General features: G+C 63.9%; 21 protein-coding genes and 1 pseudogene. 8 read left to right on the top strand and 14 right to left on the bottom strand.

What is annotated here, in order from left to right:
• Positions 1–78: 78 nt before the first annotated feature.
• From G9C89_RS19095 to G9C89_RS19105, 4 genes and pseudogenes are all read right to left on the bottom strand, one after another.
• Positions 79–612 (bottom strand): REP-associated tyrosine transposase, encoded by a 534-nt coding sequence (locus G9C89_RS19095; protein ID WP_172151044.1) that lies wholly within the window; start codon positions 610–612, stop codon positions 79–81.
• A gap of 186 nt (positions 613–798) precedes the next feature.
• Entirely contained in the window at positions 799–1,407 is a 609-nt protein-coding gene (locus G9C89_RS25580; protein ID WP_390623849.1) for a methyl-accepting chemotaxis protein, read from the bottom strand.
• Positions 1,408–1,653: 246 nt separating this feature from the next.
• Positions 1,654–2,838 (bottom strand): annotated as a pseudogene (locus tag G9C89_RS25585) (hypothetical protein); the annotation flags it as partial.
• A gap of 57 nt (positions 2,839–2,895) precedes the next feature.
• Complete coding sequence (locus tag G9C89_RS19105) at positions 2,896–4,575, bottom strand: glucan 1,4-alpha-maltotetraohydrolase domain-containing protein (protein WP_172151048.1); 1,680 nt, start codon at positions 4,573–4,575, stop codon at positions 2,896–2,898.
• A 429-nt stretch (positions 4,576–5,004) separates the two neighbouring features.
• Between G9C89_RS19105 and G9C89_RS19110 the strand changes: the two genes are divergently transcribed.
• On the top strand, positions 5,005–6,276 hold the full coding sequence (locus G9C89_RS19110) for a maltoporin (RefSeq protein WP_172151050.1): 1,272 nt from the start codon (positions 5,005–5,007) through the stop codon (positions 6,274–6,276).
• Positions 6,277–6,484: 208 nt separating this feature from the next.
• A complete protein-coding gene (locus tag G9C89_RS19115) occupies positions 6,485–7,408 on the top strand; it encodes a MalM family protein (RefSeq protein ID WP_172151052.1) in 924 nt (307 codons plus the stop codon).
• Between the two features lie 124 nt (positions 7,409–7,532).
• Here G9C89_RS19115 and G9C89_RS19120 read toward each other — a convergent pair whose 3' ends face one another.
• Positions 7,533–8,069, bottom strand: a complete 537-nt coding sequence (locus G9C89_RS19120) for a hypothetical protein (protein WP_172150819.1) — start codon at positions 8,067–8,069, stop codon at positions 7,533–7,535.
• Positions 8,070–8,274: 205 nt separating this feature from the next.
• On the bottom strand, positions 8,275–8,637 hold the full coding sequence (locus G9C89_RS19125) for a winged helix-turn-helix domain-containing protein (RefSeq protein WP_172151054.1): 363 nt from the start codon (positions 8,635–8,637) through the stop codon (positions 8,275–8,277).
• Between the two features lie 176 nt (positions 8,638–8,813).
• Between G9C89_RS19125 and G9C89_RS19130 the strand changes: the two genes are divergently transcribed.
• The 5 genes from G9C89_RS19130 to arsJ all read left to right on the top strand — a co-directional run bounded on the left by G9C89_RS19130 (position 8,814) and on the right by arsJ (position 12,783).
• The gene (locus G9C89_RS19130) at positions 8,814–9,227 is read left to right on the top strand and encodes an arsenate reductase ArsC (RefSeq protein WP_172151056.1); all 414 of its coding nucleotides are present in this window, start codon (positions 8,814–8,816) and stop codon (positions 9,225–9,227) included.
• A 23-nt stretch (positions 9,228–9,250) separates the two neighbouring features.
• Complete coding sequence (locus G9C89_RS19135; protein WP_172151058.1) at positions 9,251–9,607, top strand: metalloregulator ArsR/SmtB family transcription factor; 357 nt, start codon at positions 9,251–9,253, stop codon at positions 9,605–9,607.
• Positions 9,608–9,630: 23 nt separating this feature from the next.
• Positions 9,631–10,347: an arsenical resistance protein ArsH gene (gene arsH / locus G9C89_RS19140; RefSeq protein ID WP_172151069.1), complete on the top strand. Its 717-nt coding sequence runs from the start codon at positions 9,631–9,633 to the stop codon at positions 10,345–10,347.
• Between the two features lie 57 nt (positions 10,348–10,404).
• Positions 10,405–11,409: an ArsJ-associated glyceraldehyde-3-phosphate dehydrogenase gene (locus G9C89_RS19145; RefSeq protein ID WP_172151071.1), complete on the top strand. Its 1,005-nt coding sequence runs from the start codon at positions 10,405–10,407 to the stop codon at positions 11,407–11,409.
• Between the two features lie 147 nt (positions 11,410–11,556).
• On the top strand, positions 11,557–12,783 hold the full coding sequence (arsJ, locus tag G9C89_RS19150) for an organoarsenical effux MFS transporter ArsJ (RefSeq protein ID WP_172151073.1): 1,227 nt from the start codon (positions 11,557–11,559) through the stop codon (positions 12,781–12,783).
• 4 nt (positions 12,784–12,787) lie between these two features.
• Here the strand turns inward: arsJ and G9C89_RS19155 are convergent, their stop codons facing one another.
• The 5 genes from G9C89_RS19155 to G9C89_RS25285 form a co-directional block, all read right to left on the bottom strand.
• Entirely contained in the window at positions 12,788–14,149 is a 1,362-nt protein-coding gene (locus G9C89_RS19155; protein ID WP_256674327.1) for a hypothetical protein, read from the bottom strand.
• Between the two features lies 1 nt (position 14,150).
• Positions 14,151–15,311: an ACR3 family arsenite efflux transporter gene (arsB, locus tag G9C89_RS19160; RefSeq protein ID WP_172151075.1), complete on the bottom strand. Its 1,161-nt coding sequence runs from the start codon at positions 15,309–15,311 to the stop codon at positions 14,151–14,153.
• Between the two features lie 253 nt (positions 15,312–15,564).
• A complete protein-coding gene (locus G9C89_RS19165; RefSeq protein WP_172151077.1) occupies positions 15,565–15,870 on the bottom strand; it encodes a chaperone modulator CbpM in 306 nt (101 codons plus the stop codon).
• Positions 15,871–15,873: 3 nt separating this feature from the next.
• Positions 15,874–16,827: a DnaJ C-terminal domain-containing protein gene (locus G9C89_RS19170; protein ID WP_172151086.1), complete on the bottom strand. Its 954-nt coding sequence runs from the start codon at positions 16,825–16,827 to the stop codon at positions 15,874–15,876.
• 93 nt (positions 16,828–16,920) lie between these two features.
• Positions 16,921–17,046, bottom strand: coding sequence for a hypothetical protein (locus tag G9C89_RS25285; RefSeq protein ID WP_256674328.1), 126 nt, complete (start codon positions 17,044–17,046; stop codon positions 16,921–16,923).
• 679 nt (positions 17,047–17,725) lie between these two features.
• On the opposite strand from G9C89_RS25285, the gene G9C89_RS19175 reads away from it, so the two are divergent.
• Positions 17,726–17,938, top strand: a complete 213-nt coding sequence (locus G9C89_RS19175) for a cold-shock protein (protein WP_069516724.1) — start codon at positions 17,726–17,728, stop codon at positions 17,936–17,938.
• A gap of 193 nt (positions 17,939–18,131) precedes the next feature.
• Here the strand turns inward: G9C89_RS19175 and G9C89_RS19180 are convergent, their stop codons facing one another.
• The 3 genes from G9C89_RS19180 to G9C89_RS19190 all read right to left on the bottom strand — a co-directional run bounded on the left by G9C89_RS19180 (position 18,132) and on the right by G9C89_RS19190 (position 20,665).
• A complete protein-coding gene (locus tag G9C89_RS19180) occupies positions 18,132–19,280 on the bottom strand; it encodes an acyl-CoA dehydrogenase family protein (RefSeq protein WP_172151088.1) in 1,149 nt (382 codons plus the stop codon).
• 270 nt (positions 19,281–19,550) lie between these two features.
• Positions 19,551–20,150 (bottom strand): recombination mediator RecR, encoded by a 600-nt coding sequence (gene recR / locus G9C89_RS19185; protein ID WP_172151090.1) that lies wholly within the window; start codon positions 20,148–20,150, stop codon positions 19,551–19,553.
• Positions 20,151–20,338: 188 nt separating this feature from the next.
• Entirely contained in the window at positions 20,339–20,665 is a 327-nt protein-coding gene (locus G9C89_RS19190) for a YbaB/EbfC family nucleoid-associated protein (protein ID WP_090385942.1), read from the bottom strand.
• Positions 20,666–20,669 lie beyond the last annotated feature (4 nt).

Consider the following 20,669-nt stretch of genomic DNA (forward strand, 5'->3'; position numbering starts at 1 on the left):
CGGGACCGCTGCCAACCCAGCACCGCCGCAAGGCACCGCATTTCGTAGGGTGCGCCGTGCGCACCGCGGCTTGCGCGGTCACTCGCCGACCGCGCCCTCCGCGTCCCCGCCACCGCCCCAATCCGCCGGGTATACGCCTTCGCGCACCAGGCGGTGATAGCTCGACCAGGGCCAGTCGGCCACCCGCTCGACCAAACCATGGCGCACCGGGTTCCAGTGCAGATAGTCCAGGTGCCGGCGGTAATCCTCGTCATCGCGGATGCGGTGTTCCCAGAAGCGCCGTTGCCACAACCCGGACTCGCGGCGCAAGCAACGGCTCAGGCTGATCGCCCCCGGCGCGCGGGGTAGCGCCTGGCTGGTCAACCGCTTGATCAGCGACCAGCGCAGGCCGAAGTCGGCATCGCCCGCGGGCAGCTGCCACAGGCAATGCAGGTGATCGGGCAGCAGCACCCAACCAGCAATAGTGAAGGGATAACGCTGACGCACCTGGACGATGGCCAGGCGCAGGGCTTCGCGCAGCCTCGGCTGGGTCAGCACGGGCTGGCGCTGGTGGGTCACTAGAGTGAAGAAATAGCAGGCACCCGGATCCCGGGCGCGGCGGTAGTCGGACATTCCCTGTCGCCTCAACGTTGATCGCCCCGCAAGGATAGGCCATGGGGCGCACGGCGCACCCTACGCCAGAGCTTGTGAACATATCGAGCGCCGTCGCGAGAGCGTCTGCTGGTGCGCGCGGCGCAGCCGCCATATTGGTCGCGCCGGATGCCGTAGGGTGCGCCATGCGCACCGGGCGTTGCCCCCTCAGGTCAGGTAGCGGCCACACAGCGCCTGCTGTTCGGCGACCATTGCCGCCTGGCGCACACTGGTTTCGCTGATGCCGACGAGGCGCTGCATATTGCACTCGGCCACCGCGTGAATGGCATGCATGCTGCGCGTCACCTCCTCGGCCGCCTGTTGCTGCTGGGCGGTGGCCTGGCTGATCTGCCGCGACATGCCGGCGATATCGCCGACCTGCTCGCGAATCTGCTGCATCACGCCGTCGGCCTGACTGACCTGGGCGAGGTTGGCCTGCATGCGCTGCCGGCTCAGCTCCACCGACTGCACCGCCACCTGGATACCCTGGACCAGACACTCGATACGCGACCGGATCTCCCCGGTCGAGCTGGCCGTACGCAGGGCCAGGTTGCGCACTTCATCGGCGACCACAGCGAAGCCTCGACCCTGTTCGCCGGCCCGGGCGGCCTCGATCGCGGCATTCAGGGCCAGCAGGTTGGTCTGCTCGGCGATGCCGCGAATCACCTCGAGGATCTGCCCGATCTGGGCACTGAAGGCTTCGACCTTGGCGATTTCGTCCACGCTGCCCTGCAGCTGCTCGGCCAGTTCGCGGGTGCTACCGATGGTGCCGGTCATGATGCGGCTGCCGTCGCTCACCCGATCCTCGACGCTGCCGACCCGCTCGGCCGTGTCCTCGGCATGCCGGGCGACCTCGGCGAAGCTCGACTCCAGCTGGGTCAGGCTGGTCGCCAGCGCACCGATGCTCGAACGCTGCTGTTCCAGGCCCTCACGCGCCTCGGCGCAGGAACCGGTATTGCTGCGGGCGATGGCGTCCTGTTCGTTGGCGGCGTGGCCCAGCCGGGCCAGGGCATCGCGCAGGTTGCCGGCGACCCGGTTGACGTCCGCTGCGACCCGGCCGAATTCATCCGCACGGCGGTAATCGCACTGGCCGCGCAGGTCGCCCTCGGCCAGCCGGTTCAGGGCGCCGGAAACCGCGCCCAGGGCCCGGCGCATGGTGCGGCTGAGCCACACGCCCATGCCCAGGGCGATGCCGAGCGACAGCGCGGCCAGCCACAGCAGGCGGTCGAAACCGCTGCGGTAGGTCGCCCGCGCCTGCTCGAGTTGGGCCTGGGCGTCCCGCTCGCCCGCCTCGATCAGCCGCTCGACCTGCTCTCCCACCTGCCCCTGCAGCCCCTGCAGCAGGCGCTTGCGCTCGTGGTTGCGCTGCTTGTCGGCGAGCCAGCCGGCGTACTGGCCCAGGGTACCCTGGCCGTCGAGGAGGATGTTGCGCTCGATCTCGGCGAATTCGCCCAGGTAGGTGTGGGCGTAGTCGGTGCGGCTGTCCTGGTGCGGCTTGAGGTCGTCGAGCACCCGGCCCAGCTTGTCGCGCAGGTTCGGCAGGCGTTCCCTGACCTTGACCTCGGCCTGCTCCAGGCGCTGCAACGATGCGCTGCCGACGGCATCGAAGATCAGCGCCTCGACCTGTTCCAGGGGAATGATGAACTGCTTGAGCGAGTAGGCCACGTAGTCGTCCTTGGTGCCGGCCTGCACCCTGAGCAGATCCTGCTTGAAGCGCGACAGCTGCAGCTGCAGATCGCGCAGCGCCACCGCGGTCTTGTCGACCCGCTCCAGCAACTGACGCTGCGCCTGCAGCAGCGCCTGGCTCTGCGCATCTAGCTGCGGCAGCAGCTGCACCAGCAGCGCCAGGGCCGGCTGCTCCGGGCTGCTGCCGCTGCCGCGCATGCGCTCGAGGCGCGCGCCGACCTGCTCGGCGCGCTGCCGGTGTTCGGCGACGAACGCCTCGAGATCCTCGGCGCGCTCCGCACCCAGGGCATCGGAAATATTCTGGGTCAGGCCTTGCAGGGCGCTGAAAAAGTTCTGGCTGGCCTGCAGCCGCGCAGCGGTGCGCGCGAGGCGCTCACTGTTGCCCTGCAGGTCGGCGATGGCGGCCAGGCTGCTGCCGCCCAGCAACACCAGCAACAGGGCTAGCGCCGCGATAAGTAGGTAGAGCCGGGACAGGAAGCCGAACTCGAGCGCGGCGAACCTGTTGGCAATGGAGGACAACATCCTTCTCTCCAATCGATAAGGGCCGGGCCGGCGGGTCGCCCCGTCGGCCCGGCAGGCTCAGAAGCTACCGCTGGTGGAGGCACCGGCGGCGCTGGTCAGGCTGTTGTTGGCACCCGGCTGCCAGCTCTTGACCTGGGTCGGGTTGCTTTCATTACGAATGATGCATTTCCATTCGAGGGCCTGCTGCGCGGGCAGGCTGATCGCACCGCGCCAGGTCGGATAGCCGCTGGTGTCGCTCAGCAGCACGGCGGCGGCCGGGCTCCAGTTGCCCAGTTCGCTGCTGTTGCCCACCGCATAGACGCTGTCACCCGGCTGGGTCACGCCGTTGTCGCAGCGAAAATTCACGCTGACCAGATCGCCGTCGCCACCACTGCCGGTGCCGGTGCCGGTGCCGGTGCGCCAGATGCGCACCTGACCGTTGTCGCTGGTCAACGCCTGACTGAAGTCGCCACTGGCCACCTGGCCGGGGCCTTCGAGGTTGGAGTCGAGGGCGATCAGCAGTTGCTGCTGACTACCGCTGACGGTCGCCACCAGGCCGCTGAACCCCGCGTGGAACTGGATCGCCGAGTCGGCCTTGATCCCCGCCGCACGGCGGATCTGGATCAGCTGGCGAATAAAGTCGCCGTACCCCCAGTCATACATGTGCGACCAATAGACCACCGGCATGCCGGGGCTGGCGAGGATATAGGCATAGGCCCGCTTGAGCAGGTGATCGGGCAACGGCCAGTGGTGCTGGCCGCCGTTGGGGCCGGGCGAATAGCCGGTGTCATGGTTGTCGACGAAGGTCACCGCCACCTCGCGCCAGCGTGGGTCGGGGTTGCCGTTCAGGCCATGACGCCAGTCGCTGACGCTGCCGTTCTGCATGCGTTCCTTGAGGGCGAAGTCGAAGATGGTGCACTTGGCCCGGTCCGACCAGTCCTTGAGGATCTGCTGCCAGCTCGCGCCGTTGCGCCAGTCCCAGCTCGGATACTCGCCCGGAGCCTTCCACAGCTCGCCGACGCAGAAGCCGTCGTCGTGGGCCTGGCCCATCCAGCTGTCGACCCGCTCGCCGGCGTAGCCACGGACGAAATCGAAGCGCAGCCCCGCGCCGCCGTAGTTGTTGCGCAGGTTGGCGAACTCCTGCTGGAACATCGCCTGGTTCTGCGGGTGACCGGTGTTGAGGTCGGCATCGCCGCCGACAAAGCGGTCGCCGTCGTCGCAGTCGTTGGGGTAGTTGCCGGGATCGGCGCAATCGTTGCGCCACAGGCCCTGGCCCGCCGGCAGGTTGATTTCCTTGTCCGGATAGCCGCGGTTCATGTGGTTGGGCACCACGTCGTAGATCGGTTTGACCCCGGCACCGTTCAGCGCGCTGGCAGCCTGCTTGAGCAGGCTGTCGCTGCCGTAGCGGCCGTTCTTGTTGAAGTCGTGCCAGAAGTAGCCCTCGCCGCCGCCCGAGGTGCCGTTGCTGGAGTCGCTCCAGCTGGAGAAGTCGCGCCACGGCACCGGCATCCAGATGGCGCTGAAACCGTCCGCGGCGATGCTCGGTGCCATGCCGGCGAGGGTGCTGTACCAGTTGTTGGGAGCGGTGCGCACGACGTTCCAGTGAAAGCCTTGCAGGATGATTTCGTCGCCGCCGTGGTAGCGCACGCCATTCGGCGATTTGCCCGCGGCTTCGGCCGCCTCGAGCAGGCTGCCGTAGGGGTACGCCAAGGGCGTCAATGCCAGGACCAACCCGGCAAGTCGCAGGTATCGTTTCATCGTAGAGCTCCATTTTTTTAGTTGTAGAGAGCATCCGACTACAGGGGATGTGTTGCGCGGGCGGACACCTGGGTCCACTCAGCCGCGCCAGCTTGGCGCTGCGCGCGCCAGCGCCATACCTCCCCTGGGCACTTTCTTGCGGCGTAGCTGGCAGGCGTAGACGCCACCTCACCCCACCCCCTACCCGACTCCACGGCGCTACGCCCCGGACACTCAGCCTTGAAAAAAACTGCCGGGGAGGATGTGGCGCGGGTGGCCGATCCATGACGCTTACCTCAGCCGCCGCCCTCGGTACCCCCTGGTGCGGTCGAGCCTGCGGGTCGAGTGTCGTCACGCCAACGAGGACGCCCACCCCGCCGGCAAATGCCCGAACGGGCAGTGCGCAAGGCTCCGGCCGCCCTGAATCCAAAAACAAAAAAAGGACCCACGATGAGCAAGATCCAACCTGCACAACTATTCCGGCCCAGCGCCCTGCTCGCCGCCATGCTCCTGGCGACCCCGGCCCTGGCCGTGGATTTCCATGGCTACCTGCGTTCCGGTATCGGCGCCACCGCTGGCGGCGGTGACCAGGCCTGTTTCCAGGCCGCCGGCGCCCCGGCCAAATACCGCCTGGGCAACGAGTGCGAGACCTATGCGGAGATCGGCCTCGGCCAGGAAGTCTGGAAGGAAGGGGAGCAGAGCTTCTACGTCGACAGCATGATCGCCTACGTCTCCGGCCAGGAGAACGACTGGGAAGCCACCGATAGCGAAGACAATCCATTCGGCGACGGCACCAGCTCGATCCGCCAGTTCAACGTGCAGGGCAAGAACATCCTGAGCATGCTGCCGGGCTCGACCCTGTGGGCCGGCAAGCGCTACTACCAGCGCCATGACGTGCACATCAACGACTACTACTACTGGGATGTCTCCGGCCCCGGCGCCGGTGTCGAGAACATCGACCTGGGTTTCGCCAAGGCGCACGTCGCCTGGGTGCGCAACACCGATGGCGACTGGACCTATCAGGGCGCCGGCACCGGCACCAACGTGGCCAATGACACCTTCGACTTCCGTCTCAACGACATCGCCTTCAACACCGACGGCAAGCTGGAGTTCGGCTACGACTTCGGCAAGGCCAACCTGACCGATCTGCAGGAGAAGGACCCGGGCTACCAGGACCAGAAAGGTCACCTGCTCACCGTGGAGCACGTCCAGGGCAACTGGTTCGGCGGCTTCAACAAACTCGCCCTGCAGTACGGCACCGACGGCATCATCGGTTCCAGCGGGCGCAACAGCACCGGCAACAGCGACGGCGACATGCAGCGCCTGGTCAACCAGGGCGTCGTGGCGCTCAGCGACAACATCGAAATGATGTACGTGCAGATCTACGAGAACAAAGACTTCGACAACGACTCCGGCCAGGAATGGTTGTCCTTGGGCGTGCGTCCCGTCTACAAGTGGGACAACGTGATGAGCACCGCCCTGGAGTTCGGCTATGACCAGATCGATCCGCAAGCCGATGGCGCCGACACCGTCGACCTGAAGAAGATCACCCTGGCCCAGCAGTGGTCGGCCGGCAGCAGCTTCTGGGCTCGCCCGCAGATCCGCGTGTTCGCCACCTACGCCATGTGGGACGGCGACAAGTACAACGCCGCCAGCGAGTCGGTCGAGGTCGGCGACGACAATGGCCTGACCTTCGGCGTACAAGCCGAAGCCTGGTGGTAACAGCCTGCTGCTGAGCTGTCGCGCAACCCCTACCTGGCGGGCCCCCGTTGCATCCGGGGGCTTTAGCCGGTCGATGCTTCAAACGCTGCTCCAGTAGTTTTTGCCCCGGACCTGCAACAGGCCGGGGCCCTTTTTCGAAGAGGCCGCTCACCCATACCCAAGCGCGTGAACCGGGCTCACAGGCGTGAACACAATAAGAGGAACAACCATGCCGCACTTCAAAACAACCAGCATCGCGCTGCTCGGACTGCTGCTGGCAGGCTGCGCCGGCGATTCCCTGCGCCGTGTCGATGCCCTGAGCCAGGCACCCGCGCCCCTCAATATTTCCCAGGATTCGGCCGTGCAAGCCCTCAGGGCGGCGCCGAACTGCTGCAGCGGTCTCAGCACCCTGCCCTATACCCCGCTCGAACCCGGTTTCAGCGGCAACGTGGTGATCGATCGCCACGCCCCGGCCTTCGAGTTCAAGAGCGGCAAGAGCTTCTTCCGCGCATTCAAACTGCCGCAGCACAGCCGCTCCTTCGAGATCCGCCTGTACAGCCAGGCCGGCGATACCGTGCTGGCGCCCAACGCCATGCTGCTCGACAGCCGGTTCCACACCACCCGCCTGCTCGGCGTGGAAGACTTCAGCTATGTACCCGCCCAGGGCCTCAAGGGCGACAGCCTGGATGCCCGCGTGCGGGTGGATCGCCTGTACCTGGACAACCCCGGCAACGAAAGCTACCTGGTGCTCTATACCAGCGCCGCGCAGATGGCCGGCAAAACCATCATCGAGCACCCGGCCAAGGCCTATGCCAAGGCCCGCGGCAACCAGCCGCCGAACATCCCCGACCTGATGGCCAAGCACGCGCCGGAAGGCATCATCAAGCTGGTGCTGATCGAGGATCAGAGTGGTGGCCAACAGGCCAACAGCTACGTGCCGCCACGCAGCATCGGCATGGAAATGGGCAATCAGGTTCCCAGCGTGCCTGCGCCGGCCGTGCTGCCGGAAACCCAGGCCTACTACCGCCAGGGCATCGACGCCGCATTGGCCAATCGCGACCTGGAGCGGGCCCTGCGCCTGGCCGACGAGGCCGCGCGGGTCGGTGACGACAGTGCCAAGGCCTATCTGCTCGAACGCATCCAGATCAAGTAAGCGAATCCTCTCCAGGGATGCCTTGCGGGCGGCCATCGGCCGCCCGTTTTTTTATTCCCCTGGCCCCTGAAACGCAACAGCCCGGCCAATGGCCGGGCTGTTGCAGGGGATTACCGCGTTCGATTTACTCGACTTCGACCTCTGCGTCGACACTGCCCACGATTGCGGGCTCATCGGCGAGGTCCTTGGCGGCCTGCTTGTCGGCCGCGCTCTGCAAACCCAGAGCCGCCGCCAATGCCGCTGGCGTGCTGGCGACCACGGCCATGGCCTTGGCCAGGCCGGTGGTTTCATCGGACTTGGCCACGGCCGAGGTGGTGGCTCCGCGATTGTCGCTGCGGCTGGCCTCGGCCTTGCCATTGGCTGCACCCAGCCCGGCCGCCGCACTGGCTCGGCCGACACCTAAACCGCCAGAACCCTCCGCACCGCCGCCATCGGCGCCACCACGGCCGCCCGCGCCACCGCCACTGCCACCAGCGCCACCACCTCCTGCGCCACCGCTGCCACCGCCACCACCTCCTGCGCCACCGCCACCGCCGCCACCGCCACCGCCACCGCCCTGGGCATAAGCGGAGCCGATGAACGGATTGGATTCAGGGGCAACCATTGCGGACAGCATCAGCGCGCAGGCGGATACCGCGAGTAACTTGGTGATGTTCGGCATGATCGTTATCTCCAGAAGGTTAGTGAATCCGCCGGCCCGGACGATCGCAGCCGGGCCAATGAGCCACGGCTACCCCGCCACGCCGGCGACAGGCGAATGAGCGGCCAAAAACCAATGTTCGGCACTACTGCATCCGACCGGATCAAACGGCAGCAAGTTCAGCGATAGAGCCAGGACTCTGCCGGCAATTGGCAGGGCTGTCTCGCTACTGGTTCGCAGGCCCGGGATCGGCCAACAAGGCGCCAATATCATCCAGGCCATCCTGCACGGCGGCCAACGCCTGGTCGCAGAGTTCACGGTAGCGCTGCAGCACCCGCGCGCCCATCTCGGTCAGTTGGCTGCCGCCACCATGGCGACCGCCCGCCAGGGTGGTGACCAAGGGTTCCTTGAAGCAGCGGTTCATGGTTTCGACCAGCAGCCAGGCACGCCGGTAGGACATGCCCAAACTGCGCGCGGCTGCGCTGATCGAGCCGGTTTGCCGGATGGCTTCGAGCAAGTCGGCCTTGCCGGGGCCGATGGCAATATCAGCGCCACAGTGCAGGCGAATCTTCAGGTCGAGTCTGTGCATGGGCTGCTTGCGTTTAAAGGTGGGGAGAAACCGTTCACAGCCAGCACTATACCTGCCACTTGCACCTATCAGGCGAACCGCAATCGGGCGAACATCCTGGCGCATGCCTGCCCGGCTTTACGATATATGCGATAAAACGTATATTCCAACAGCCATATATAAAACGAGACCCTGCAATGGCCTACCAAACCCGCGTGCTGTTCGTCTGCGTAGCCAATGCCGCCCGCTCGCAACTGGCCGAGGCGCTGCTCAGGCACACCGACCCGAACAACTTCGCCGCCTTCAGCGCCGGCAGTGCACCCACTGCAATCGACCCGCGCACCCTTGCGGCCTTGCAGCACCTGGGCATCGACACCCAGGGTTTGCGCAGCAAGTCGCTCGACGAATTGCGCTTCGATGAATTCGAATACGTTATCAGCCTGTGCGACAAATCCGCCGAGGAATGCCAGCACCTCGAGTTCAGCGGCGAGCAGCTCACCTGGAATTTCGCCGATCCGGTGCCCAGCGACGATCCAGATGCCTTCCGCCACTGCCTGCATGAGATCCATGAACGGATCAAGATGTTCGTGCTGGTAAAAACCAAACGATGAGGGCCGCAACGATGAGGGCCGCAATGGCAGAACAGCTGACCCCGACCAGCGTCTTCAAATGCCTGGCCGACGAAACCCGCGTACGCCTGATGCTGCTGATCACCGCCGAACAAGAACTCTGCGTCTGCGAGCTGACCTGCGCGCTGGACGAAAGCCAACCCAAGGTCTCCCGTCATCTGGCGCAATTGCGCACCTGCGGGTTGTTGGCGGATCGACGCCAGGGCCAGTGGGTGTATTACCGCCTGCACCCCAACCTGCCGGACTGGGTGATCGCCGTGCTGGACGCCACCCTGGGCGCCAACCAGCATTGGCTCAGCCCCGACGCCAAGCGCCTCGACGGCATGGGTGAGCGACCCGCACGCCTCGCCGCCTGCTGCTGATGCTACGTAACTGGAGCGAATTGATGGACGACGATCACCTGCCCAACCTGGATGACCAACTGGTCGAGCTGCCAACGCTGGAGAAATTCGCCAGCGCGCTGACGCTCAGCCACCCGCCACGCATCCTGCTGCTCTACGGCTCGAACCGCGAGCGCTCGTTCAGCCGCCTGCTGGTTGAAGAGGCCGCGCGCCTGCTGCAACGCTTCGGCGCCGAGACGCGGGTGTTCGACCCTGCCGGCTTGCCCTTGCCGGATGCCGCGCCGGACAGCCATCCCAAAGTGCAGGAACTGCGCGAACTGATGCAGTGGTCGGAAGGCCAGGTGTGGTGTTCGCCGGAGCGCCACGGCTCGATGAGCGCGGTGTTCAAGGCGCAGATCGACTGGGTTCCGCTGGCCATCGGCGCCATCCGCCCTACCCAGGGCAAGACCCTGGCGGTGCTGCAGGTGTGCGGCGGCTCGCAGTCGTTCAACGTGGTCAACCAGCTGCGCGTGCTGGGCCGCTGGATGCGCATGTTCACCATCCCCAACCAGTCCTCGGTGCCCAAGGCCTTTCTCGAGTTCGACGCCGATGGGCGGATGAAACCGTCATCGTTCTATGATCGGCTGGTGGACGTGATGGAAGAGCTGGTCAAGGTCACCCTGCTGCTGCGCGAGCGCCAGGATTACCTGGTGGACCGCTACTCCGAGCGCAAGGAATCCGCCGAAGCCTTGTCCAGGCGCGTCAACCAGCGCGCTCTTTAAATTCATTGCGCAATCGAACTCATTGCATAGTCAAATTCACTGCATAAGGAAGCCATCATGACCATCAAAGTAGGCATCAACGGTTTCGGTCGCATCGGCCGCCTGGCCTTGCGCGCCGCCTGGGGCTGGCCGGAGTTCGAGTTCGTGCAGATCAACGACCCGGCCGGCGACGCGGCGACCCATGCGCACCTGCTGAATTTCGACTCGGTGCACGGCCGCTGGCAGCATGAGGCGAGCAGCGCAGGCGACTGCATCCTGATCGACGGCAAGCAGGTCAAGGTCAGCGCCAACAAGGCCATCGCCGACACCGACTGGTCGGGCTGCGATCTGGTGATCGAGGCCAGCGGCAAGATGAAGACCGTCGCGATATTGCAGGGTTATCTGGAGCAAGGGGTCAAGCGCGTGGTGGTCAGCGCGCCGGTGAAGGAAGCCGGTGCCTTGAATATCGTCATGGGCGTCAATCAGGACCTGTTCGACCCGGCGCTGCACCGCATCGTCACCGCAGCGTCCTGCACCACCAACTGCCTGGCACCGGTGGTCAAGGTGATCCACCAACACCTGGGCATCCGCCACGGTTCGATCACCACCATCCACGACCTGACCAATAGCCAGAGTATCCTCGACCAGCCGCACAAGGACCTGCGTCGCGCGCGCGCTGCGGGCATGAGCCTGATCCCCACCAGCACCGGTTCGGCCAGCGCGATCGCCGAGATCTTCCCCGACCTCAAGGGCCGCCTGAACGGCCTGGCCGTGCGCGTGCCGCTGGCCAACGCCTCGCTGACCGACTGCGTGTTCGAAGTCGAGCGCGCCACCACGGTGGATGAGGTGAATGCCCTGCTCAAGGCGGCAGCCGATGGCCCGCTGAAGGACATCCTCGGTTTCGAGGAGCGTCCGCTGGTGTCGATCGACTACCGCACCGACCCGCGCTCCTCGATCATCGATGCGCTCTCGACCATGGTGATCAACGGCACCCAGGTCAAGCTGTACGCCTGGTACGACAACGAATGGGCCTACGCCAACCGCACCGTGGAACTGGCGCGCCTGGTCGGTTTGGCGGGCTGATACCTGGGCTGGGCCTGGCCATAGCCATCAACCACAACAAAACCTGATCCATGTCCGCTTTGTAGGGTGCGCCGCGCGCACCAACCACCGCGCCATGGTGCGCATGGCGCACCCTACGATCCGAAGCCGCGCCCACTGGATAACACCATGCCTGCCCTTCCCATGCTCTCGTCCGGCGTCCGTCAATACCTGCTGGTAACCGGCAACTACTGGGCCTTCACCCTCACCGACGGCGCCCTGCGCATGCTGGTGGTGCTGCATTTCCACAGCCTCGGCTATACGCCGCTGCAGATCGCCGCGCTGTTTCTGTTCTACGAAATCTTCGGCGTGATCACCAACCTGGTCGGCGGTTATCTGGGCGCACGCCTGGGCCTCAATCGCACCATGAATATCGGCCTGGGCCTGCAGGTGGCCGCCTTGCTGATGCTCACGGTACCGGCCCCCTGGCTGAGCATTGCCTGGGTGATGGGCGCGCAGGCCATGTCGGGCATCGCCAAAGACCTGAACAAGATGAGCGCCAAGAGCTCGATCAAGTTGCTGGTGCCGGACAGCCAGCAGGGCACGCTGTACAAATGGGTGGCGATCCTCACCGGCTCGAAGAACGCGCTCAAGGGCGTGGGCTTTTTCCTCGGCGGCGCCCTGCTCGCCCTGCTCGGTTTTCGCGGTGCGCTATTAATGATGGCGTCGCTGCTGGCGCTGATCTGGCTGGCCAGCCTGTTGCTGCTGAAAAAAGATCTAGGCAAGGCCAAGGCCAAACCCAGGTTCCGCGACATCCTGTCGAAGAGCCGGGCAATCAATATCCTCTCGGCCGCGCGCTTGTTTCTGTTCGGCGCGCGCGATGTGTGGTTCGTGGTGGCGCTGCCGGTGTACCTGTCCAGCGTGTTCGGCTGGGACTTCTGGATGGTCGGCGGCTTTCTCGCCGCCTGGGTGATCGGCTACGGCCTGGTCCAGTCCTGCGCCCCGGCACTTACCCGCAAGATCAGCGGCAAGGCCCGCGGCCAGGTGCCGGATGGCCGCGCCGCCTTCGTCTGGGCCGCCTTGCTGGCGGGTTTACCTGCGGCGATTGCCCTCGGCTTATACAGCGGGTTGTCAGCGCACTGGGTATTGCTCGGCGGTCTGCTGGTCTTCGGTGCGCTGTTCGCGGTGAATTCATCGCTGCACAGCTACCTGATCGTCAGCTACGCCAAGGCCGACGGCGTGTCGCTGGACGTGGGCTTCTACTACATGTCCAACGCCATGGGCCGCTTGCTCGGCACCCTGCTCTCGGGCTGGGTCTATCAGGCTTATGGGCTGGAGGCGTGCCTGTGGATTTCCTCGGCCTTCGTCCTGTTCGCCGCGCTGATTTCCCTGGGGCTGCCCAGGCATGCCGACTGACTGATCAGTTACAGCCCGGCGCACAACCGGATGACGGCCCCGGATAGACCGGCGCGAAACCGCCGCCCGGGGTGCGGAAGTTGGTGGTCTGGCCCTGGTACAGGCGCGCGGCCACCCATTGCACCGCACCGTCGTAGGCATAGTCGCGCACATCGAACTTCAGCGCCGGGGTATCGCTGGCCATCACCCGTTGCCCCGGCAGCACCAGGGCCTGGGCCACGTAGTCGCCGGCGAGAATCTCCTGCCAGACGCGCTGGGTCAGCTTGTCGCCACGGTAGGCGGCGCGGCTGCCATAACCGGCGCTGGGTTTGAAGAACAGCCGCTTGCGTTCGCGCCACAGGCGCTCGGCATTGGCCGGGTCCACCAACTCGGTATGCGGAATGGCTGCCAGCAGCAGCTCTCGAGTGGCCTCGGCCACCCCGAGCGCGGTCAGTTGCTCGGCATCGCAGAGCAGCGCCAGGTTGCGCTTGTCGGCATACAGGGCATGGGCTTGCGGGTGTGGTGTGAGCAGGCTGGCGTGCTCAAGATAGGCTTGGCGCAGCGTGGCATTGGCCGGGGCTTCAAGAGCGAAATCGGTCAGGCGGTTGTAGACCAGGTCGATGGCCAGCTCGCCATGCCAGAGCACGCCATTCTTCAAGCTCAACTCGGCGGGGTCGGCGATCACCGCCTGCAAGCCATGGCGCTGGAACAGCTGCTGAAACAGCAGAAACTCCGGGTACAGGTACTGCTGTTCGGGCGCCTCGTCGACGATGGCGATGCTGCGCAGCGGCCGCGCATGACCGGCCAAGGCCCATTCCTGCCGGAACATGGCGATGATCCCGGCCTCCAGCGTCTCGGCCCGTAGCGCTGGCGGCAGCAGTTGTTCGATGGCCGGGCAACAGGCTCGTTGCGCCCGCGCCAGCACCGCATTGAGCATCGCCCCGCCGGCATTGCTGTTGATCTCGATCAGGCCGAAAGCGCCTTCGGTGACATGGAAGTCGTAGCCGAAAAACACCCCCTTGGCGCCGCCCGGAGCATGCCGCGCGATGGCCGGCGAACGCGCCAATACCAGTTCACGGTAGGCCGGCAGGGCCACCACCGACTCGACGGCGCGGATCACCTCGGCCATGCGCTGCAAGTGCGCCGGCGCGATGAACACCGGATGCGCAGCGAACAGATAGGGGCAACGCTGCTGCACCAGCTCGAACAGACCGGGCTGGCCCAGCGTCGACTCCAGGGCGCCGCGCAACTCCTCGCTGTCCAGGCTGATGCAGAAGCAGCGGCTGTTCAGTGTCTCGATCGAAACCCCGGCCAGGGCTGCCGCAGCGCTAGCCGTCGAGAGATAGGTCGCGTCGTTATCACACAGGGGGAGCAGCGACTTGGTCATATCAGTTTCCGCGGGGCTGGGATTGGCTAACAGGTGCCCCGGAGTGCAGCGACTCTCCTGCCTGGGGTTCTGCAGATTGAGATGCAGCTGCCGCCGCGCAGATCGGCGCCGCCGTCGGGAACCAACCCTGGGTACGGTTGGCGAAGGCGACCAGCGACAGCATCACCGGCACTTCCACCAGCACCCCGACCACGGTGACCAGGGCGGCGCCGGAATTGAGGCCGAACAAACCGATCGCCACCGCGACCGCCAGCTCGAAGAAATTCGAGGTGCCGATCAGGGCGCAGGGCGCCGCCACATTGAAGGGCACTTTCCAGGCGCGTGCCGCCGCATAGGCGATGGCGAAAATACCGTAGGACTGAATCAGCAACGGCACTGCAATCAAGGCAATCAGCAGCGGCTGATCGAGAATGATCTGCCCCTGAAAACCGAACAGCAGCACCACCGTACCCAGCAGACCGAGCACCGACAGGGGCTTTACCCGGGCATTGAAACGAGTGACTGCCTGTTCGGCCTCCACCACTGTGCCGGCGGCGGCGCGGAGCTTCAGGCGGGTGAGCACCCCGGCGATCAGCGGGATCAGCACGTAGAGCCCGACGGACAGCAGCAGTGTCGCCCAGGGCACCTCGATGTCGGTGACCCCGAGCAGCAGGGCGACCAGGGGCGCGAAGGCGAAGATCATGATCACGTCGTTCAGCGCCACCTGGACCAGGGTATAGGTGGCATCGCCTCGGGTCAGTTGCGACCAGACGAACACCATGGCGGTACAGGGCGCGGCGCCGAGCAGGATCAAACCGGCGATATATTGGCTGGCATCGGCGGGATCGATCAGGTCGATAAACAAGTAGTGAAAGAACAACACCCCCAGGCCCGCCATGGTGAACGGCTTGATCAGCCAGTTGACTACCAGGGTGATGATCAGCCCCTTGGGCCGTTCGTGAATACGCTTGAGGCTGGAGAAATCCACCGACACCATCATCGGGTAGACCATCAGCCAGATCAGCACCGCGACTATGAAGTTGACCGAGCCGTATTCATAACTGGCCATGGTCTGGAACAGACCCGGCAACAGGCTGCCCAGGCCAATGCCGACGGCGATGCAGAGCGCGACCCATACCGACAAATAGCGCTCGAAAAAGCCAATAGGCTGTCTTGTACTCATGCCAGAACCTCTTCCAAACGCGCCTGCACGCGCAGACGCTGGCGGCCCTCCGACTCGTGCTTGAACCGCTGAATCACTGCGTAGCGCGCAAAATCGACTACATGAACGGCCTTCACTTTGACTCCCCAATAACTAATGACTGAATTCAGCACCGGCTTGCATACTTTCGGCCGGCGATATGACAGGGCACACGCTGATCAACTTGATGAACTGCGTGACGCAGCGCGTACACGCCTACCCACACCAAACACTGCTACTTTTCGTCGATGCCCGCCGCCCTGAGCCGGCCCTTGAGGCGCCCGACTTCCTCGATCAAATCCACCACCAGGGCAGCCAGTTCGGGGTTGGCGTCGAAATCCCGCTCGATCGCCCGCATGCGCCGGGCGCGGAGCAACTCGGCACTACTGAAGCGCTGCGGCTGGGCTACCTGGCAGAGCAACCCGGCCTCGACCCGCTCGACGATCCACAGCGTATCGACCGAGCAGGCCTGGGCCAGCTCATCGAGGTCGAGGGCAACCTCATCCAGCACGACGCCGGTGACAATTTCAGTGTGTGGCATGGCTCAGACTCCCATGGCCAGGCGCGGGTTGAAGGCCATCTCCCGCGCCATCATTTCATACAGCTGACGCGCCTTGTCGGTGTCGGCAGGCGGCAGCACGATCTCCAGCAGCAGATACAGATCACCCGCCGGTTCGCCGGGAATGCCGCGGCCCTTGAGGCGCAACTTGCGGCCAGCTTGCGAATTGGCAGGTATTTTCACCTGCACCTTGCCTGATGGGGTGGGCGCCTCGATGCTGGCGCCCAACGCCGCTTCCCACGGCGTGACCGGCAGGGTCTCGTAGACATCACGGCCATCCACGCGATAGTGCGGATCCTGTTTGAAGTGCACTTCCAAGAACAAATCCCCCGCCGCGCTGCCACCGATACCCGGGCTGCCCTGGCCGGCCAGGCGGATGTGCTGCCCTTCCTTGATGCCCTTGGGGATCTGCACGGTGAGGTTATGTTCCTGCATGCTCACGCGGCCCTGGGCATCGGCCCGTGCGCCACGCAGGGTGATGGTGCGTGGCGCGCCCTGATAGGCATCGCGCAGGTCGATGACGATCTTGGCGTGATGATCCTCACCGCGCCTTGGCCGCGGCCCGGCATGCCCGCCGCGACCTGCCTGACCGGCAGCGGCTCGACCGAACAGGTTGGCGAAAAAATCGCTGAAGTCGCCCATGTCGGCGCCGGAGAAGTCAGCACCGGAAAACTCGAAGCCGGCGTCCCAATTCGGAGGCGGCTGGAACTCCTGGCCATCCCGATAACGACCGCCGAGCTGATCGTAGGCCGCACGTTTTTCCAGGTCACCCAGTACCGCGTAGGCCTCGTTGACTTCCTTCATGTGCAGCTCGGCATCCGCTTCCTTGCTCACATCCGGATGATATTTACGCGCCAGCTTGCGGTAGGACTTCTTGATTTCATCCTCGCTGGCGCTCTTATCCAGGCCGAGAACCTGATAGTAATCCTTGAATTCCAATGGCTCGCGCTCCCCTGCTGGTTGATGGCTTGAGCGTACTCGATTGCGCTAGCTGGCGACCGGCATCAGCGGGCTTGCAGAAAAGTCGCTATCTCACCGGCCGTCAGCACCTTGCAGATTAGATGAATCAAAGCGGCCGAACACATCGCCCACCTGCTTCCGCTGCGTCAGTTGCGTCAGTTGCATCGGCGGCAGGTCGAGGATCTTGTCGTGCAGCACCCAGCTTCGACATGACGCTCCATCCTGACCCGACCGATCAGACTGCCAGCGAGCACCACCTAGACGATATCGACTGCCTGGAGAAGCCGAGCGGGCATGATGCTAGAACCTGAGTTGTGTTCAGTGTCCCCCAAAAGATACCCGAACAGCCGCAAGCGATCATGATCCAGGGCAGTTCGACAGCATTGATAGGCAACCCGGCGAAAAACGGCTACGAAAATGCAGCTCACTTGAGTCAAGTGAACAGCAAGCACCTGAAAGCAGAAAGAGAGCCTGACGAGCCTTGAACAAATCGGCGGACTTTTGCCAACGCTGGACCGTTGACTGCTCCGGGAGCCCGGAATGAGAGATGAAAACAGCTCCAGAAACTGCCCCCGCGTCATCGGCCAAGCCAGCAAAGAGCGGCACCTGGGTTTCGGCGCACCGCCACTCGGACCTCTGCTACGCCCGAGACCGCCCGACCGACCGTGTGACAGACAACTTCGCCGATATACAGGCAAAAAACCGGAAACCAGTCTTAAAAATAATAAACATCGCCGGATTAAGCGGAATTTTACAGAACAATCGGAGAGGATTTATTTGCAATCAAAGCCACTCAATACCGAAAAATCATTGCGTTCATCACCTTGCTGGGGTATTTCTAGTACTGCAATCCGCATCGATTCATAAGAGATACATCATGGCAAACCGCGAAACTGGCACCGTCAAATGGTTCAACGATGAGAAGGGCTTCGGCTTCATTACCCCGACTAACGGCGGCGATGATCTGTTCGTTCACTTCAAAGCTATCCAGAGCGACGGTTTCAAGAGCCTGAAAGAAGGCCAAACCGTTACCTACGTGGCCGCCCGTGGCCAGAAAGGTATGCAAGCTGAAGAGGTACAGGTAGCTTAAGCTTCCTGTCCTGTTCAAGACGAGCCCCGCACAAGCGGGGCTTGTTTTTTTGTGCTTGCCGAACAGTAACTACCCTGACCTTGATAACGTCCACGTACCTGCGCGAAAGGACACTCAAGCAAGGACGACACGCGAAACACCCCGCCACACAACGCCGCAAGGCCTTCGCGTCACTCTAGAGCCAAATCCCCCCCTATAAGCCCATCTGCTTGCTGATGATCTCGTTCATGATCTCGCGCGAGCCACCGCCAATCGACAGAATCCGATTATCGCGGTACAGGCGCTCCACCAGGCTTTCTCTCATATAGCCCATCCCGCCCATGATCTGCACCGCATCGTAGGTCAGCCGGTCGGCAATGTCGGTGGCGAAGTTCTTCGCCATGGAAATTTCCTTGATCACGCTCTTGCCCGCGGCCATTTTCGCAGCCTGGCGGTAGGTGAACTCGCGGGAAACCTCCAGTTGCGTAGCCATCTCTGCCAGGCGGTGCTTGAGCACCTGAAACTTGCCGATTGGCTTGCCGAACGCCTCTCGCTGCTTCGCCCACTTCATCGCTTCATCGAAGGCCAGTTGCGCCGTCATATTGGCCATGATCGCCAGCGACAAGCGCTCACTCTGGAAGTTGGCCATGATGCAGGCAAAGCCCATGTTCTCGGCACCGATCAGGTTCGACACCGGTACCCGGCAGTCGTCGAAGAACAGCTCGGCGGTATCCGATGCCCACCAGCCCATCTTCTTCAACTTGCGACCGACAGTGAAACCGGGCGTGCCCTTCTCGATCAGCAACAGGCTGACACCGCCGAAACCGTCGCCACCAGTCCGCACCGCCACCGTGTAGTAGTCGGCCCGAATGCCACTGGTAATAAAGGTCTTGCTGCCGGTCACCCGATAGCAATCACCGTCGCGTAGCGCGCGAGTCTTCAGGTTCGCCACGTCGGAGCCCCCGGAGGGCTCGGTGACCGCCAGAGCCATGATCTTCTCGCCCGCCAGCACCTGCGGCACTATGCGTTCGCGCAGCGCCGGCGCGGCCCACTTGACCACCGGCGGCAAACCGATATCCAGGGAACCGAGGCCAGCGACCAGGCCGCCGGAGCCCGAGCGCATCAACTCTTCACTGGCGGCGACCTTGGCGAAGATGTCACCCTCATGACTGCCGCCGAACTGCTCCGGGTAGCCGATACCAAGAATCCCGGCGGCGCCGGCCTTCAGATACAGCTCACGCGGAAACTCTTCAGCCTCCTCCCATTCATCGATATGTGGCAGGATTTCCCGCTCGACAAATCGCCGCACAGAGTCGCGCACCAGTTGCTGGGAGGCATCGAAGTAATCCTGAAAGACGGACATGGGGCAGCTCCCGCAGAGGTTTACGCGACCATACCGAGCGCTTGCTTGGTTTACAAGGCGAGGATTGCGCCATCTACGGAGGTGATAACGCCACACCCGAGACGACGCAGTGATCGACTCGACAGGCTGGACCTGAAGGGCGCACAAGGGGCAAATACTTCATAGGAGCGGCTTCAGTCACGAAGCTGTTGTAGTGCATCAAAGCGTTCGCGGCTGAAGCGGATCGCTACCCGACCGCTGAACTGGAGCAGGCCGACCGTAGCGATGCCCTTACAACTGAATCGGTCGCCGCCCGGCAATCGAATGCGCCAAGGTTCCACCGTCGACAAGCTCCAACTCACCGCCGAGCGGCATGCCGTGGGCGATACGCGAAGCGATCAACCCCTTGTTAGCCAGCAACTGGGCAATGTAATGCGCCGTCGCCTCACCTTCCACGGTCGGGTTCGTAGCCAGGATGACCTCGGCAAAACTGCCCTGGGCAATACGCACCAGCAGATCAGGAATGCCGATGGCCTCTGGCCCCAAGCCGTCGAGTGGAGAAAGATGACCCTTGAGCACGAAGTAGCGCCCGCGAAAACCAGTCTGCTCCACCGCGTAGACATCCATCGGCCCTTCCACCACGCACAACAGGCTGTCATCGCGACGCGGATCGAGGCACAGCTGGCAGATCTCATCCTCGCTGAGGCTGCGGCACTGCTTGCAGTGACCAACGCCCTCCATCGCCTGAGTCAGCGCCTGCGCCAGGCGCATTGCGCCACCGCGATCACGCTCGAGCATCTGCAACGCCATGCGCTGGGCGGTCTTCTGCCCCACCCCCGGCAGGATGCGCAAGGAATCGATCAATTGGCGAATCAGCGGACTGAAGCTCATGGGAGTACTCGTTGGCTACAGGAGTGTTAGCAAGCTTTTGACCTGGGGATCAACGCCGCTGCCAGGGGTGGTCAGACGGTGTGCAGGACAAGGCGCAAGCAGGCGCGGGCACCGGAGTTTACTGGCTGTAAATGAGGATGCCCGTGTCTGCTTGCAACGCAGTCATGTGCGCTGGCTGGACGCCCGGATTAGAACGGCATTTTGAAGCCGGGGGGCAGCTGCATACCTGCGGTCATGCCAGACATCTTGTCCTGACTGTTCTGCTCGACCTTGCGCACCGCATCGTTCACCGCTGCCGCGATCAGGTCCTCGAGGATTTCCTTGTCTTCCTGCATCAGGCTATCGTCCAGACTGACGCGCTTGACGTCATGCCGACCGGTCATCACCACGCTAACCAGGCCGGCACCGGATTGACCGGTCACTTCGGCGTTCGCCAGCTCTTCCTGCATTTTCTGCATTTTTTCCTGCATCTGCTGGGCCTGCTTCATCAGGCCGGCCATGCCACCTTTCATCATGGTG

Source organism: Pseudomonas tumuqii (assembly GCF_013184545.1).
Lineage (GTDB): Bacteria > Pseudomonadota > Gammaproteobacteria > Pseudomonadales > Pseudomonadaceae > Aquipseudomonas > Aquipseudomonas tumuqii.